The following is a 16,557-nucleotide window of genomic DNA, read 5'->3' as shown; positions in this document are numbered from 1 at the left end:
GCCCTTATCCAGTCAGTCACTTTTCGACGCGCAACCTCGGTGGTCAGTTATGAAAGAGCATATTCATCATCTACTTGAACAAACGGTAGCCAATCTCAAGTCCGCAGGCGTCCTGCCCGCCGACCTGGAAGCCCGGGTGCAAGTAGACCGATGCAAGGAGAAGGCTCACGGCGACCTGGCCACCAACCTGGCCATGCTGCTGGCCAAACCGGCCCGCAAGAATCCCCGCGAGCTGGCCGCTGCCATCATCGAGCACCTGCCCGCCTCCGATCTGATCGCCAAGGTCGAGATCGCCGGCCCCGGCTTCATCAACTTCTTCTTCGACCCGAGCTGGCTGGCCGGTCAGGTGGAAGCCATGGTGACCTCCGACAACGCCAACGTGAAGCTGCCGGCGCCGCAGACCGTGGTGGTGGACTACTCCGCCCCCAACGTGGCCAAGGAGATGGCGGTGCACCACATCCGCTCCACCGTGCTCGGTGACGTGGCCGCCCGCGCCCTCGAATTCCTGGGCCACAAGGTGGTGCGTGCCAACCACATCGGCGACTGGGGCACCCAGTTCGGCATGCTGATCGCCTATCTGGAGAAGATGGCCAACGAGCACGCCTCCGACATGGAGCTCAAGGACCTGGAAGCCTTCTACACCCAGGCCAAGCGTCACTATGACGAAGACGAAGCCTTCGCCGAGCGCGCCCGCAACTACGTGGTGAAACTGCAAGGTGGCGATGAGTACTGCCGCACCATGTGGAAGAAGCTGGTCGACATGACCATGGAGCAGAACCAGCGCAACTACGACCGTCTGAACATCTCCCTGTCCAACAAGGACATCATGGGCGAGTCCATGTACAACGACATGCTGCCGCAGATCGTTGCCGACCTGAAAGCCAAGGGGCTGGCAGTCGAGAGCGAAGGGGCCACCGTGGTCTTCCTGGACGAGTTCAAGAACAAGGATGGCGAGCCCATGGGCGTCATCATCCAGAAGAGCGACGGCGGTTTCCTCTACACCACCACCGACATCGCCTGCGCCAAATACCGTTACGAGAACCTGGGCGCCGACCGGGTCATGTACTTCATCGACTCCCGTCAGCACCAGCACCTGATGCAGGCCTGGACCATCACCCGCAAGGCGGGCTATGTGCCGGAGTCCGTGCCCCTCGAGCACCACGCCTTCGGCATGATGCTGGGCAAGGACGGCCGTCCCTACAAGACCCGCTCCGGCGGCACCGTCAAGCTGGTTGACCTGCTGAACGAAGCGGAAGAGCGCGCCAGCGCCCTGCTGGAGAGCCGCAACAGCGACCTCTCTGCCGAAGAGAAGGCCCAGGTGGTGCACGCCATCGCCATGGGCGCGGTCAAGTATGCGGATCTCTCCAAGAACCGCACCACCGACTACATCTTCGACTGGGATCTGATGCTGTCGTTTGAAGGCAACACCGCCCCCTACCTGCAATACGCCTACACCCGTATCCAGTCCATCTTCCGCAAGGCCGGCGTCGATGCCGATACCCTGAGCGGCAAGGTGGTCCTGAGCGAAGACGCCGAAGAGACCCTGGCCCAGAAGCTGATCCAGTTCTCCGACGCGGTCAACGGCGTGGCGGACAAGGGGATGCCGCACCTGCTCTGTACCTATCTGTACGAGCTCTCCGGCAACTTCATGACCTTCTACGAAGCCTGCCCGATCAACAAGGATGGCGTCGACGAAGCCACCCGCAACAGCCGTCTGCTGCTGTGCGCCGCCACCGCCAAGGTGCTCAAGCTGGGCCTGGGCGTGCTGGGCATCCACACCCTGGAGCGCATGTAATAGATGGCGACCCGGGATTACGTCGGCAACAGCCCGAGACGACGGGCGGGTGGCCGTAACATCAAGAAAGCGGCCCCTCGCCGCTTTCCTGTTATCCCGGCACTGCTGGCCGGGGCCCTGGTCGTCGGTTTTGGCGCCTTCCTCTACCTCATCAACGGCAAGGGCGCCGATGCCCCCACCATCGAAGAGCAGGTGAAGGCCAACAAACCCAAGGCACAGGGCAATACCCTGCCCCAGGAGAAGTGGAGCTACATCGAGCGGCTGGAGAACAAGCAGGTGGACATCATAGAGCCGCCGCCCCAGCCTGGCGTGCTGCCGCCCCCGCCCGCCGAGACCATGACCCTGCAACCGGATAAGCTGCCCAAGCCGGTCGCGACCGACATTCCCCAGCCGGGGACCCCCATCGGTCAGGTGAAGCCCTATCAGCCGCAACCGGTGCAGCCGACCAAGCCGGCCACCGGCGCCCCGGTCGCCAGCGCCCGGGAGCAGGTGATCGACCAGAAGGCCGAGCGTGAGCGGATGGAACGGGAGATCCGCGCCGAACTGGAGCGGGAGCGTGCCGAGGCCGCCAGGGCCAAGGCGGCGACCCAGACTGCACAGACCGCAGCCGTCGACGGCGGTCGCTACATGATGCAGTGTGCCGCCCTGCGCTCCCAGGATTCCGCGGAATCCCTCAAGGCGCGCATCGCCTTCACCGCCGGGCTCTCCTCCAGCCTGCAGGTGGTCAACGGGGCCGGTGGCGCCGTCTACAAGGTGATGGTGGGCCCCTTCAACGGCAAGGCCGCGGCCGACGCGGCCAACCGCAAGCTGCAGGGCTCGGGCATCAGCGGCTGCATCCCCAAGAAGGGGTGATCGCCGCGTCCATGCACAGGGCCGGGTGGCAACACCCGGCCCTGTTTCTTTTGGCACCATCCCGCGCCCACCCGATCCCTCCCCCGCGATCCGTGCTCGGCACAGGCTTGAAAAGCCGTTTTGCCATCCCCATCTTTTCCTCCATGCACAGTCAGGCCGTCATTCGGCTCAAGCGAGGTAAGTAAAGTGACTACCATAGTTTCAGTTCGCCGCAACGGTCAGGTCGTCATCGGTGGCGATGGCCAGGTTTCTCTTGGCAACACCGTCATGAAGGGCAACGCCCGCAAGGTTCATCGCCTCTACAACGGCAAGGTACTGGCTGGTTTCGCCGGCGGCACCGCCGACGCCTTCACCCTGCTCGAGCGCTTCGAAGCCAAACTGCAGGCCCATCAGGGCAACCTGGAGCGCGCCGCCGTGGCGCTGGCCAAGGACTGGCGCACCGATCGCGCCCTGCGCCGCCTCGAAGCCCTGCTGGCCGTCGCCGACGAGCACAAATCCTTCATCATCACCGGCAACGGTGACGTGGTGCAGCCGGAGCACGATCTCATCGCCATCGGCAGCGGCGGCAACTTTGCCCAGTCCGCCGCCATCGCCCTGCTGGAGAACACCGAGCTCGACGCCAAGAGCATTGTCGAGAAGTCCCTCAAGATTGCGGGCGACATCTGCGTCTTCACCAACGGCAACCACACCATCGAAGTGCTGGATTATTCAGCTAAATAAGTCGGCGAAATAGGGCCGCCAAATAAGGCCGCCTTGCCAGACGCCCCATTTTCCAAGGGGTGGGCCCTGCCCGCCCCGGATACAGGAACGCCATCATGTCCGAGATGACCCCGAGAGAAATCGTCCACGAGCTGGACAGACACATCATTGGTCAGGCCGACGCCAAGCGCGCGGTCGCCGTCGCCCTGCGCAACCGCTGGCGCCGGATGCAGCTCTCCGAGGAGATGCGCCACGAGGTGACCCCGAAGAACATCCTGATGATCGGCCCGACCGGCGTCGGCAAGACCGAGATCGCCCGTCGCCTGGCCAAGCTGGCCAACGCCCCCTTCATCAAGGTGGAAGCGACCAAGTTCACCGAAGTGGGCTATGTGGGCAAGGAAGTGGACAGCATCATCCGCGATCTGACCGATGTCGCCATCAAGCTGGTGCGCGAGACCGAGATGGAGAAGATGAAATACCGCGCCGAGGAAGCCGCCGAAGAGCGCATCCTCGACGCCCTGCTGCCCAACCCGCGCAACAGCTGGGGTGAGGAAGAGAAAGCCGACAACTCCAACACCCGCCAGATCTTCCGCAAGAAACTGCGGGAAGGTCAGCTGGATGACAAGGAGATCGAGCTGGATCTGGCCGCCTCCCCCATGGGTGTCGAAATCATGACCCCGCCGGGCATGGAAGAGATGGCCAACCAGCTGCAGGGGCTGTTCCAGAACCTGGGCCAGAACCAGAAGAAGAAGCGCAAGATCAAGGTCAAGGAGGCCATGAAGGCGCTGATCGAAGAGGAAGCGGCCCGCCTGGTCAACCCGGAAGAGCTGAAGCAGAAGGCCATCGCCTCCGTCGAGAATAACGGCATCGTCTTCCTCGACGAGATCGACAAGATCTGCAAGCGCGGCGAGAGCTCGGGCCCGGACGTTTCCCGTGAAGGGGTTCAGCGCGACCTGCTGCCGCTGGTCGAGGGCTGCACCGTCAACACCAAGCACGGCATGGTCAAGACCGATCACATCCTGTTTGTCGCCTCCGGTGCCTTCCAGATCGCCAAGCCGTCCGACCTCATCCCCGAGCTGCAGGGCCGTCTGCCGATCCGGGTCGAGCTGACCGCCCTGACCACCGAAGACTTCGAGCGCATCCTGACCGAGCCGAACGCCTCCCTGACCGATCAGTACAAGGCGCTGATGGCCACCGAAGGGGTCAACATCGAGTTCACCCAGGATGGCATCCGCCGTCTGGCCGAAGCGGCCTGGCAGGTCAACGAGCGCACCGAGAACATCGGCGCCCGCCGTCTGCACACCGTGATGGAGCGCCTGATGGAAGACATCTCCTACGACGCCTCCGAGAAATCCGGCGAGACCTTCGTCATCAACACCGACTACGTCAACGCCCACCTCGGCAAGCTGATTGAAGACGAGGATCTGAGCCGCTTCATTCTGTAACAGGTTGATCGATAACGAGGAGCTGAGCGGTTTACTATCCTGCTCAATCCCATAGCAAGACGCCTCCCCTGTGGAGGCGTCTTCGTTTTCAGCGTTCTCCCGACTCGCAGCCGTCCCGGGCCGCGTCATCCTGCACGGCACGCTCCCCCCTTCCCGCCAGCCAGAGCGCACTCATCAGCAGCAAGGCCGTCAGGGCGAAAGTGGCCCGGGTGGCAAACGCCAGCTCGTCCGCCGTCGCGAGGGCGAGATCGGGCCGCCCTACCAGGGCGGCGAACAGGCCCCCCAGCCCCGCCGCCCCCGTCAGCTGGCCCAGGTTGCGCGACAGGGTCAGCAGCCCGGCCACGGCGCCACGGCTCGCCCCCTCCGCCTCCCCCACCACGGCGCTGTTGTTGGCGGTCTGGAACAGGGCATAACCGGCGGTGAGCAGCAGGATGGGCAGCAGGTAGCCGAGGGGCCCGAGCGCCCTGTCCAGCAAGGCCAGCAAGACGGCGGCCACCACCATGAGCCCCAGGCCGAGGCGCACCACAGGGGTCGCCCCCACCCTGTCCACCAGCCAGCCAGCGGGCATGCCGGACAGCGCCGCCAGCAGGGGGCCCATGGAGATCATCAGCCCCACCGTCCCCATGTCGAGGGCAAAGGCGCCGTGAAGGTAGAAAGGACCGATCAGCAGCGTCGCCACCATGACGCTGGCCACCAGCGCACTGGCGATGATCCCGCCTCTTCGCCTGGACGCCCCCAGCAGCGCCAGGGGCAGCAAGGGGCGACGGGCGCCCGAGTCGGCACGCACGAAGAGCACCATGGCGACGAGCGCCCCAATCCCCGGCCAGACCCCGAGCGGGCTGCCCCGGGTCAGTGCCAGCCCGTAGCAGAGCAGCGCCGTCACCAGCAGCAACAGACTGGTGAGCGGGAGGCCTCCCTCGGCAGAGCCCGCCTCATCCCGGGGCAGATCGCGCCAGGCACACCCCAGCGCCAGCAACGTCAGGGGGAGCAGCAGCAGGAAGGGAGCCTGCCAGCCAAATCCGCCGATCAACAGGCCGCCAAAGGAGGGGCCGAGCGCCGTCCCGCAGGCCGACAGGGTGCCGAGCAATCCCATGCTCCAGCCCCGTCGGGCTGGCGGCACCAGCTCTCCTGCCATGGCCAGCGAGAGCACCAGCATGCAGGCCGCACCCGCCCCTTGCAGGGTGCGAGCGGCAATGAGCCAGCCAATGGAAGGGGCCAGGGCGCACAGCAGGGAAGCCAGCGCAAAGACCCCGGTCCCCCAGAGCAGCAGGCGACGCCGCCCCAGACGATCCCCGAGCCTGCCCGCCACCACCGTCAGACTGGTGATCCCAAGCAGGTAGGCCACCAGCACCCATTGCAGGCTGGCGAAGGGCACGCCGAAGTCCCGCCCCAGGGCAGGCAGCACCAGGTTGGCCATGCTGCCCGCCAGCATGGGCAGCAGGGTGGCGAGCCCGAGCCCCGCGAGACCAAGACGGCGCGTCACGGGAGGGGAAACAAGAAGTGGTGTGGACATGGCAGTCTCTCCGGCAAGTGATGATGCACTCAGGCTAGCGGGGGAGATGACAAGGCGGAAGACGCACGGATTGCAGCTTATAGTTGCATCAGACGCCATATGAAGAGACGGCAACTCGGGTATCATGAAGGGGTCGGCCCGTCAGGCGCCGCCTGCGAGGAGACGACCATGACCCCGGATTTCAACCTGCTGATCACCCTGGATGCCCTGCTGGAAGAGGGCAGTGTGGCGGGCGCCGCCAGACGGCTAGGCCTGAGTGCTTCCGCCATGAGCCGGGCCCTGGCAAGGCTGCGGGAGACCACGGGGGATCCGCTGCTGGTGCGGGCGGGACGCGGCCTGATCCCCACCCCCCGGGCGCAGATCCTGCGGGATGAGGTCGCCCGCCTTGTTCAGGAGACCCGGGCCGTGCTGCGCCCCCAGCAGGAAGTAGACCCGGCGAGCCTGGAGCGCACCTTCCGCCTGCGATCCAGCGACGGCTTCGTGGAGGCGGTAGGCCCCGCCCTGCTGGCGCGCCTCGCCGTCGAGGCCCCCGGGGTGCGGCTGCACTTTCTGGCCAAACCCGACAAGGAGAGCGGCCCCCTGCGCCGTGGCGAGCTGGACTTCGAGACCGGGGTCATCGGCACCACCACGGCCCCCGAGCTGCGCACCCAGGCCCTGTTCCAGGACCACTTCGTCGCCGTGGTGCACCCGGACCACCCCCTCTGCGACGGCACCCTGACCGTGGCGCGCTATGCCGCCGCGCGCCACGTGCTGGTCTCCCGCCGGGGCCAGCCTCACAGCCCCATCGACGAAATTCTCGCAGGCCAGGGGAGGCGGCGCACCATCACCACCCTGGTTCCCGGGTTTGCAACGGCACTGGCCCTGGTCAGGGAGAGCAATCTGGTGGCGACGGTGCCGCACCTGCACTGCGCCAGCCTGCTCGGCGATCTGGTCACCCTGCCCCTGCCCTTCGCTCTGCCAGGGATCCGGGTCGCCCTGCTCTGGCACCCCAGTCAGGATGCCGATCCGGGCCACCGCTGGCTGCGCGCCCTGATACGGGACACCTGCGCCCGGCCCCCCTATCACACCGGGGCCACCGACACCCCCTGATCCGGGTCAGGCAGCGCCCGGCTCCATCACAGGCCCCTTGTGGCCCGGGCGCCCGCACCCGGGACCAGAAGCGCCTGTCACCACCCCGTCACACCGACATGCCTGTGGCTTGGGCACAAGCGGTGGATCCTTCCCCCTGCCGGACGGGGATCACGGCCCCTCAGAGCGGGGCGGATCACATTGCGGGCAAAAAGATCCTGCTGCCCGCTTCCGCATTTTTTATACGGTCGTATAATTGCGTACAAAATGCATACACCAGGAGCGCCAGCCAGATGCACCCCACCCGTCAGAAACTGCTCGATACCGGCCTCGCCATCGCCACCGAGAAAGGGCTGCGCGGCCTGACGGTGCGCGAGCTGGCGGCGGCGGCCGAGGTGAACCTCGGCTCCTTCGTCTACCACTTCGGCAACCGCGACGCCTTTATCGACGAGTTGGTGGAGCTCTGGTACGCCCCCCTCTATGACGAGCTCAAATCGGTGGCAGCCAAAGGCTCCTACTCCTCTGCCATCGCCATGTTCGAGGCGACCATGGAGGCGCTGATCGGGCTGGTGGCGCGCCAGCGCGGCTTTATCAACCACCTGTTTGGCGATGCGCTGGCAGGTGAAGGGGCGGCCCAGCGCTTTCTGCTCAGCCTGCCGCGCCGTCATCCCCTGCTGCTGATCGAGCAGGTACGGATGGCACAGGCGGAAGGGTCGCTGGTCGCGGGTCACCCGCTCCAGCTGATGATCTTCATCATGGGGTCGGTCGGCCTGCCGCTGGTCATCGCCGGCAGCGGTCGTCAGCTCGGCTGGCTGCCCGAAGAGGCCGCCCCCTTTCTCAGCCAGATAGACAACCCCGAGGCCGCCAGACAACGGCTGGTATGGGCCCTGCGCGGCCTGCGCCCCACCGACATGAAAGAAGGAGAAGCGGTATGAAGCAACGCATTGCAATCGTGGCCCTGCTGCTAACCGTTATCGGTGGCTACCTCTGGTGGCAGGGGCGCCCCGCCGACGGATCCATCCTCTACGGCAACGTCGATATTCGCGACGTCAATCTGGCCTTTCGGGTCGGCGGCCGCGTCGATCAGGTGCAGGTCGATGAGGGAGATAGCGTAAAAGCCGGTCAACTGCTGGCCCGCCTCGATCCGGCTCCCCTCACCCACAGCCGCGACAGCGCCTTGGCCAATCTGGCTGCGCTCACTGCCGCCAACGCCTTGATCCACAAAGGCTATCGCAGCGAAGAGACCGACCGGGCCCGGGCCGCACTGGCCGCCGCCGAAGCCGCCGCGCTGGAGGCCGACCAGCAGTGGCGCCGCCAGAGCGCATTGGCCGCCACCGGCGCCATCTCCCGCGGTCAGCTCGATACCGCCCGCTCCCAGCGGGATCAGACCCAGGCGCAGGTACGCTCGGCACGCGAGCAGCTCGCCCAGCTCGAAACCGGCTATCGCCCGGAAGAGATTGCCCAGTCCGATGCCCAGCTGGAAGGGGCCAAAGCGGCGCTCGCCAGTGCCGAGCTGGCGCTGGCGGATGCCAGCCTGACCGCCCCCAGCGACGGCATCATCATCAGCCGCGCCATCGAGAACGGCAGCATGGTGCAGAGCGGAGCGACCGCCTTCAACCTCTCCCTGACCGCGCCGGTCTGGGTGCGCGCCTATGTGGAGGAGCCCTGGCTCGGCCACTTCCCGAGCGGCGCCAAGGTGACCCTCACCACCGACTCGCGGCCGGACAAGCCCTATCACGGAGTAGTGGGATTTGTCTCGCCCACCGCCGAGTTCACTCCGAAATCGGTGGAAACGCCGGATCTTCGCACCCACCTCGTCTACCGGCTGCGCATCGTGGTGCAGGATCCCGACCCGGCCCTGCGACAGGGGATGCCGGTCACCGTCAGGCTGGCCCCATGAGCTGCGCCATCTCCCTTGAGGGGCTCACCAAACGCTTTGGCGAGCGGGTCGCCCTCAACGCCATCTCGGCCGCCATTCCGGCTGGCGGCATCACCGGACTGGTCGGCCCCGACGGCGCGGGCAAGAGCACTTTGCTGCGCCTGCTGGCCGGTCTGCTGATCCCCGAAGCGGGCACCATCCGGGTGCTGGGGCTGGATCCGGTGAGCGAGGGAGACCTGCTGCGCCAGCACCTCGGCTACATGCCCCAGCAGTTCGGCCTCTACGAGGATCTCAGCGTGCTGGAGAACCTCACCCTCTACGCTGACTTGCGCGGCGTACTGGAGCCCGAACGCACGCCCACCTTCGCGCGGCTGCTCGCCTTCACCGATCTCGCCCGCTTCACCGCAAGGCCGGCAGGCAAGCTCTCTGGCGGGATGAAACAGAAGCTCGGGCTGGCCTGCGCCCTGCTCGGCACCCCGGATGTGCTGCTGCTCGACGAGCCGGGGGTCGGGGTCGATCCCATCTCTCGCCGCGCCCTCTGGCAGATGGTGCGCGAGCTGGCAAAAGGGGGGATGACGGTGCTCTGGAGTACCGCCTATCTCGATGAGGCGGAGCTGTGCGACCACGTGCTGCTGATGGCAGATGGCGAGGTGCGCACCAGCGGCACGCCAGCCGATCTGATGGGGGCCATGGCCAGCCGCTGCTGGCTGCTGGAGGCGGGGCAGCTGGATGGCCGCGAGCGACGCGCCCTGCTGCGCCGGGCACTGGCTCACCCGTCGGTGATGGATGGTGCGGTGGCGGGGGAGCGGGTTCGCCTGCTGCTGCACCCGGGCATGATGCCCCCACCGCTGGCGGAGCTGCAACTGACCAACGGCGCCTTTCAACCGGCCCAGCCCCGGCTGGAGGATGCCTTTATCGACCTGCTGGGGGGCAGCCCCGGCGGGGAGTCGAGTCTGGCAGCCGGGATGCGGGAAGCCGAACTGCCGCAGGGGGTCTCCCCCGAGGCGGTGATCGAGGCGCGCCACCTCACCAAGCGCTTCGGCGATTTTGCCGCCACCGATGATGTCAGCTTTGCGGTGCGCCGCGGCGAGATCTTCGGCCTGCTCGGCCCCAACGGGGCGGGCAAGTCCACCACCTTCAAGATGGAGTGCGGCCTGCTGCGCCCGAGCGAGGGACAGGCGCTGGTAACCGGTATCGATCTGGCTCACAGCCCCTCGGCAGCGCGCCAGCGCCTCGGCTACATGGCGCAGAAGTTCTCCCTCTACAAGCAGCTTACCGTGGCCCAGAACCTCTCCTTCTTCGCCGGTATCTACGGCCTGTTCGGCCGCCACCAGCAGACGCGGATCGACGCCATGGTGACTGCCTTTGCCCTCGCCCCCTGGCTCGATCAGAAGGCGGAATCCCTGCCCCTCGGCCTGCGCCAGCGCTTGTCGCTGGCCTGCGCCCTGCTGCACGAGCCGCCGCTGCTGTTCCTCGACGAGCCCACCTCCGGGGTCGATCCGGTGACCCGGCGCGAGTTCTGGTCGCACATCAACGCGCTGGCCGACCACGGCGTCACCGTGCTGGTCACCACCCACTTTATGGATGAGGCGGAGTATTGCGACCGCATTGCCCTCATCTATCGCGGCAAGCTGCTGGCGCTCGGCACCCCGGACGATCTCAAGGGGCTGGCCGCCAAAGAGGCGGCGACCTCTTTGCCAACCGGCTCCTTGCCGACCTGTTCTTTGCCAACAATGGAAGAGGCCTTTATCACCCTGGTCGAGCGGGCCAGCGAGGAGGACGCATGAGCATCAACCGTCGGCGACTGCTGGCCCTCTGCCGCAAGGAGACGCTGCAAATCGTCCGTGACCCGAGCAGCATCCTCATCGCCTTCATCATGCCGGTGGTACTGCTGGTGGTGATGGGTTACGCCATCAATCTGGATGTGGACCACCTGCGCCTCGGCATCTGGCGGGCCGACAGCGGTGCCCCGGCGGTGCGGCTGGAACAGGCCCTGCGCGGCTCTACCGCGCTGGAGATCCACAGCGGGCCGAGCAAGGAGTCCCTGCTCGCCAGTCTGGCCCGTGGCGAGATCCGCGGCCTGCTGGTGATCGATGACGGCTTCTCCCGCGCCATGGCCGGTCAGGGCAATGGTACGCCGCAGGCACTGCTGCTGACCGATGGCTCCGAGCCCAACACCGCCAACTTCGTCACCAACTATGTGCAGGGGATCTGGCAGGGGTGGCTCGCTGGCGAGGGGGTCGCCATGCCGGTGTCGATAGAGAGCCGCGCCTGGTTCAACCCGGCACTGGTGAGCCGCAACTTTCTGGTGCCGGGCTCCATTGCGGTGGTAATGACCATCATAGGGGCCCTGCTCACCTCGCTGGTGGTGGCGCGGGAGTGGGAGCGCGGCACCATGGAGGCGCTGCTCGCCACCCCGGTCACCAAGGGGGAGCTGCTGCTCTCCAAGCTGTTGCCCTACTATGGCCTCGGCATCATCGCCATGCTGCTCTGCCTGCTCTTCTCGGTGGCGGTGATGGGCGTGCCGTGGCGCGGCTCCCTGCTGCTGCTCTTTCTGGTCACCAGCGTCTTTCTCGGCAGCGCCCTCGGGCTCGGGCTGTTCCTCTCCACCGTGATGCGCAGCCAGTTCAACGCCGCGCAGGCAGCGCTGATCGCCGCGTTTCTGCCCGCGGTGATGCTGTCGGGCTTCGTGTTCGAAATCGCCAGCATGCCGCCGCTGCTGCGGGCCATCACTCACCTCATTCCGGCCCGCTACTTCGCCAGCTCCCTGCAGACCCTCTATCAGGCGGGTAGCGTCTTCTCGATCCTGCTGGTCAACGGTTTCTGTCTGCTGCTGCTGGCCGGTTTCTGGCTGGCCCTGACCGCCCGCAAGACGCGGCGCACTCTGGAGTAACCCATGCTGATCCGACTCTGGTGGCTGATCCGAAAAGAGCTGCAGGCCCTGATGGGCAATACCCAGGGGCGCTTTCTGCTCATCATGCCGGTGCTGCTGCAAACCGCCCTCTTCCCGTTCGCCGCCACTCTGGAGGTGACCGGCAACACGCTGGCCATCTACAACCAGGATGGCGGGGCCCAGAGCCGCGAGCTGCTGGAGCGCCTCACCCATATGCCCGCCTTTACCACCATCATCCCGGTGCAGGGCGAGGCGGGCATGACCGAGGCCATCACCGGGCAGCAGGCACTGCTCGGGCTGATTATTCCGGGGGATTTCTCGCGTCGGCTGGCGCGGGGCGAACCGGCCAGGGTGCAGCTGATTATCGATGGCCGCCGCTCCAACGGCGGTCAGGTGGCGGCTGGCTACATCAGTCAGGTGATCGCCCGCTGGCAAAGTGAGGGCAAGGGGCAACCCGAGCTGGCAGTCCGCAACCTCTACAACCCCAACGTCGAATTCCACTGGCATATCCTGCCGGCGCTGGTGGCCATCATCACCACCACCGGCTGCCTGATTGTCACCGCCCTCTCGGTCGCGCGGGAGCGGGAAGAAGGCACCTTCGATCAGCTGCTGGTCTCTCCCCTCACCGCAGGCTGGATCATGGCGGGCAAGGCGGTGCCCGGCATCATGGTGGCGGTGGGGCAAGGGTGCATAGTCGCGCTGGCCGCCCGTTTTGTCTTTCACCTCCCCTTTGCCGGCAGCCTCAGCCTGCTGATGGCGGGCATGGTCTGCTACGGGCTGGCACTGGCCGGGATCGGGCTCTTCATCTCGTCGTTCTGCTCGACCCAGCAGCAGGCCTTTCTCGGGGTCTTCTCCTTCACCGTCCCGGCGGTGATCCTCTCGGGCTACATCTCGCCGGTGGAGAACATGCCCCAGGTGTTCCAGTGGCTGGCGGCCATCGACCCCCTCACCCACTTCATCGTGCTGCTCAAGGGGGTCTTCCTCAAGGGGTTCGACTGGTCGGCCGCCTGGCCCCTGCTCTGGCCGCTGCTCGCCATCGCCGGCGTCACCCTGTCGCTGGCGCTCGCCATGTTCCGCCGCCATATCGCCTGACGCGCCACCTTGTTCAGCTGATGCCGGTCTCGCCCAGTGCGAGACCGGCCTTTTTCCGACATAAGTTTTCACTCCCCGGCAGTTGGTAAACCGAGCTTTCCCTCCACCATCCCTCACCCCGAGCCAGCCCAGAAATCATTAACTGGTATACCTATTTTTGTATAGTGTTGAATTTTCTCGAATTACCCCTGAGGAGATATATAAATAGACACTTGATTTGCATCAATCGCCCACCCCTGCCGACTGGGTAGCCTAGCCCCAGAATGATGTTTTATTACTCCAAACTTGAGGCAACTATGAGCAAAGTCAGACTGGTCGTTGTGGGCAACGGCATGGTGGGGCACCGCTTCATTGAAGAGCTGATCGAGCGGGCCGATCCGGGCCGCTACGAGATCACCGTCTTCGGTGCAGAACCCCGTCCCGCCTACGATCGCGTCCATCTCTCCTCCTACTTCTCCCATCACACCAGCGAAGATCTCTCCCTCGTCAAACCCGGCTTCTACGACAAGCACGGCATCCGCCTGCTGCTCGGCGAAGCGGTGAAAAAAATCGACAGGGCCAACCGCGAAGTGCACTCCAACAAGGGCACTGTGGTCGGGTACGACAAGCTGGTGCTGGCCACCGGCTCCTACCCCTGGGTGCCGCCCATTGCGGGCAGCCAGCACCACGAGTGCTTCGTCTATCGCACCATCGAGGATCTGAAAGCCATCCGCAGCGCCGCCAAGAGCGGCAAGAGCGGGGTGGTGATCGGGGGCGGCCTGCTTGGCCTCGAAGCCGCCGGCGCCCTCAAGGCGCTGGGTCTCGAAACCCACGTGGTGGAATTTGCCCCTGTGCTGATGGCCGAGCAGCTCGACGGTCAGGGCGGCCAGCTGCTGCGCCGCAAGATTGAATCCATGGGCGTGCAGGTACACACCAGCAAGAGCACCAGCGAGATCCTGATGCATGGCGGTGAGCAGGCGAAACACCGCCTCGCCTTTGCCGATGGCAGCCAGCTGGAAGTGGACGTGGTGGTCTTCTCCACCGGCATTCGCCCGCAAGATACCCTCGGCCGTTACGGTGATCTCGCCATCGCCGAGCGCGGCGGCATCGTCATCGACGATCACTGCCTCACCTCAGACCCCGACATCTATGCCATCGGCGAGTGCGCCGCCTGGCAGGGCCGCTTCTTCGGGCTGGTGGCACCGGGCTACAAGATGGCCCAGATCACCGTCGACCACCTGCTCGGCGGCGACAGCCGTTTTGAGGGGGCAGACATGAGCGCCAAGCTCAAGCTGCTCGGCGTCTCCGTCGGCTCCATCGGCGATGCTCACGGCCGCACCCCGGGCAGCCACAGCTATGTGTTCCAGGACGATCAGGCCGGCGTCTACAAGAAGATCGTGGTGAGCGAGGACAACAGCCGATTGCTCGGCGCCGTGCTGGTGGGTGACGTGGAAGATTACGGCAACCTGCTGCAGATGATGCTCAATGCCCTGCCGCTGCCGAGCCACCCGGACACCCTGATCCTGCCTGCCTACGCAGGTGCCAAGCCGACGCTGGGGGTGGATGCCCTGCCGGAGAGCGCCCAGATCTGCTCCTGCTTCGACGTCTCCAAGGGCGACATCGCCAAGGCGGTGGCCGAAGGTCACACCACGCTGGCCGCCATCAAGCAGCACACCAAGGCCGGTACCGGCTGCGGCGGCTGCGTGCCGCTCATCAGTCAGGTGCTCAACGCCGAACTGGTGAAGCAGGGCATCGAGGTCAACAACCACCTCTGCGCCCACTTCCCCCACTCCCGTCAAGAGCTGTTCCATCTGGTCAAGGTGGAGGGGATCAAGAGCTTCGACGAGCTGCTGGCCAAGCACGGTCAGGGCTATGGCTGCGAGGTGTGCAAACCGACCGTCGGCTCCATCCTCGCCTCCTGCTGGAACGAGCATGTGCTGAGCCCGCGCAACATCCCGTTGCAGGACACCAACGACATCTTCCTCGGCAACATGCAAAAAGACGGCAGCTACTCCGTCATCCCGCGCATGGCCGGCGGCGAAGTGACCCCGGAAGGGCTGCTGGCAGTGGCCGAAGTGGCCCGCGACTACAAGCTCTACACCAAGATCACCGGCGCCCAGCGCATCGGTCTGTTCGGAGCCCAGAAGGATGATCTGCCCGCCATCTGGCGCAAGCTGCTGGCGGCCGGATTCGAGACCGGTCAGGCCTACGCCAAGGCGCTGCGCATGGCCAAGACCTGCGTCGGCAGCACCTGGTGCCGCTTCGGCGTACAGGACAGCGTCGGCCTCGGGGTCTTCCTCGAGAACCGCTACAAGGGCATTCGCACCCCCCACAAGATGAAGTTCGGCGTCTCCGGCTGCACCCGCGAGTGTGCGGAGGCCCAGGGCAAGGATGTCGGCATCATCGCCACCGACGCGGGCTGGAACCTCTATGTGGGTGGCAACGGCGGCATGAAGCCGCGCCACGCCGACCTGCTGGCGTCTGACCTCGACCGAGAGACCCTCATCAAGCTGATCGACCGTTTCATGATGTTCTACGTCACCAGCGCCGACAAACTGCAGCGCACCTCGGTCTGGCTCGGCAACCTGGAAGGGGGCGTCGACTACCTGCGCGAGGTGATCGTCGATGACAAGCTGGGACTGGCCGAGACGCTGGAACGCGATATCCAGACCCTCATCGACAGCTACGAGTGCGAATGGTCGCGCACCCTCAACGAAGAGGAAGCGCTCAAGCGTTTCAGCCACTTCATCAACAGCGACAAGCGCGATCCGGACGTTCAGTTCGTCAGCGAACGCGACCAGCATCGACCGGCGACCCCGGCCGAGCGCATCCCCGTCTACCAGATCGAGGTGGAAACCAAATGATGAAATTTGCCTGCCAACTCAACAACATCCTGTCGGGCTGCATGGACGTTTGCGCCCAGCTCGATAGCCAGTCCATCCAACTTGAGGTGGAGATTAAGCGATGAAACTTGCCTGCCAACTCAACGACATCCTGCCGGGCACCGGCGTCTGCGCTCTGATCGAGGGTCGTCAGATCGCTCTGTTCCGCCCGAGCGCGGCGGCCGAGGTGTTCGCCATCGACAACCGGGATCCCTTCTTCGCCGCCAACGTGCTGTCGCGGGGCCTGATTTGCGAACACGACGGCGAGCTCTGGGTGGCCAGCCCGCTCAAGAAGCAGCGCTTTCGCCTGAGCGACGGCCACTGTTTCGACAACCCTGAGATGTCGGTGCAGAGCTACCCCGTTGAAGTGCGCGACCAGCAGGTCTGGGTCGCCGTCTAACACCAGACCCCACCCCGGCCCTCCCCTTCACAGGGGAGGGAGCAAAAAGCCCCTCCCCCT

The 16,557-nt window shown here is 65.6% G+C and carries 13 protein-coding genes; 12 read left to right on the top strand and 1 reads right to left on the bottom strand.

The genetic code is table 11. The features are described 5' to 3' along the window. Positions 1 to 49: 49 nt before the first annotated feature. From argS to hslU, 4 genes are all read left to right on the top strand, one after another. Complete coding sequence (gene argS / locus AB5Y70_RS02870) at positions 50 to 1,795, top strand: arginine--tRNA ligase (protein ID WP_102948945.1); 1,746 nt, start codon at positions 50 to 52, stop codon at positions 1,793 to 1,795. Positions 1,796 to 1,798: 3 nt separating this feature from the next. Then, positions 1,799 to 2,647 carry an SPOR domain-containing protein gene (locus tag AB5Y70_RS02865; protein ID WP_102948946.1) on the top strand — a complete coding sequence of 283 codons (849 nt, stop codon included), beginning with the start codon at positions 1,799 to 1,801 and terminating at the stop codon, positions 2,645 to 2,647. 186 nt (positions 2,648 to 2,833) lie between these two features. Continuing rightward, positions 2,834 to 3,367 carry an ATP-dependent protease subunit HslV gene (gene hslV, locus AB5Y70_RS02860; RefSeq protein ID WP_005306539.1) on the top strand — a complete coding sequence of 178 codons (534 nt, stop codon included), beginning with the start codon at positions 2,834 to 2,836 and terminating at the stop codon, positions 3,365 to 3,367. Positions 3,368 to 3,462: 95 nt separating this feature from the next. Continuing rightward, a complete protein-coding gene (gene hslU / locus AB5Y70_RS02855; RefSeq protein ID WP_010676031.1) occupies positions 3,463 to 4,791 on the top strand; it encodes an HslU--HslV peptidase ATPase subunit in 1,329 nt (442 codons plus the stop codon). 88 nt (positions 4,792 to 4,879) lie between these two features. On the opposite strand, the gene AB5Y70_RS02850 is transcribed toward hslU, so the two are convergent. After that, complete coding sequence (locus AB5Y70_RS02850) at positions 4,880 to 6,304, bottom strand: MFS transporter (protein ID WP_103261661.1); 1,425 nt, start codon at positions 6,302 to 6,304, stop codon at positions 4,880 to 4,882. 168 nt (positions 6,305 to 6,472) lie between these two features. Here AB5Y70_RS02850 and AB5Y70_RS02845 point away from each other — a divergent pair, with 168 nt between their 5' ends. The 8 genes from AB5Y70_RS02845 (at position 6,473) to nirD (ending at position 16,497) form a co-directional block, all read left to right on the top strand. Further along, complete coding sequence (locus AB5Y70_RS02845; protein WP_042016461.1) at positions 6,473 to 7,393, top strand: LysR family transcriptional regulator; 921 nt, start codon at positions 6,473 to 6,475, stop codon at positions 7,391 to 7,393. A 272-nt stretch (positions 7,394 to 7,665) separates the two neighbouring features. Beyond that, entirely contained in the window at positions 7,666 to 8,307 is a 642-nt protein-coding gene (locus tag AB5Y70_RS02840; RefSeq protein ID WP_102948948.1) for a TetR/AcrR family transcriptional regulator, read from the top strand. Continuing rightward, on the top strand, positions 8,304 to 9,272 hold the full coding sequence (hlyD, locus tag AB5Y70_RS02835; protein WP_102948949.1) for a secretion protein HlyD: 969 nt from the start codon (positions 8,304 to 8,306) through the stop codon (positions 9,270 to 9,272). The genes AB5Y70_RS02840 and hlyD overlap by 4 nt, the downstream gene beginning before the upstream one ends. Continuing rightward, positions 9,269 to 11,038, top strand: coding sequence for an ATP-binding cassette domain-containing protein (locus AB5Y70_RS02830; protein WP_102948950.1), 1,770 nt, complete (start codon positions 9,269 to 9,271; stop codon positions 11,036 to 11,038). The genes hlyD and AB5Y70_RS02830 overlap by 4 nt, the downstream gene beginning before the upstream one ends. Next, positions 11,035 to 12,144 (top strand): ABC transporter permease, encoded by a 1,110-nt coding sequence (locus AB5Y70_RS02825; RefSeq protein ID WP_102948951.1) that lies wholly within the window; start codon positions 11,035 to 11,037, stop codon positions 12,142 to 12,144. Before AB5Y70_RS02830 ends, AB5Y70_RS02825 begins: the two co-directional genes overlap by 4 nt. Before the next feature lie 3 nt (positions 12,145 to 12,147). Further along, entirely contained in the window at positions 12,148 to 13,236 is a 1,089-nt protein-coding gene (locus AB5Y70_RS02820) for an ABC transporter permease (protein ID WP_102948952.1), read from the top strand. A gap of 296 nt (positions 13,237 to 13,532) precedes the next feature. Beyond that, a complete protein-coding gene (gene nirB / locus AB5Y70_RS02815; protein ID WP_042864761.1) occupies positions 13,533 to 16,079 on the top strand; it encodes a nitrite reductase large subunit NirB in 2,547 nt (848 codons plus the stop codon). 100 nt (positions 16,080 to 16,179) lie between these two features. Further along, positions 16,180 to 16,497, top strand: a complete 318-nt coding sequence (nirD, locus tag AB5Y70_RS02810; protein ID WP_029314869.1) for a nitrite reductase small subunit NirD — start codon at positions 16,180 to 16,182, stop codon at positions 16,495 to 16,497. The last annotated feature ends 60 nt before the right edge of the window (positions 16,498 to 16,557 follow it).

It is taken from the genome of Aeromonas sp. s1(2024) (genome assembly GCF_040908005.1).
In the GTDB taxonomy this organism is placed as follows: Bacteria; Pseudomonadota; Gammaproteobacteria; order Enterobacterales; family Aeromonadaceae; genus Aeromonas; species Aeromonas caviae.
Note: the sequence above shows the minus strand (reverse complement) of the source record. Positions and strands in the feature narration are given on the sequence as shown.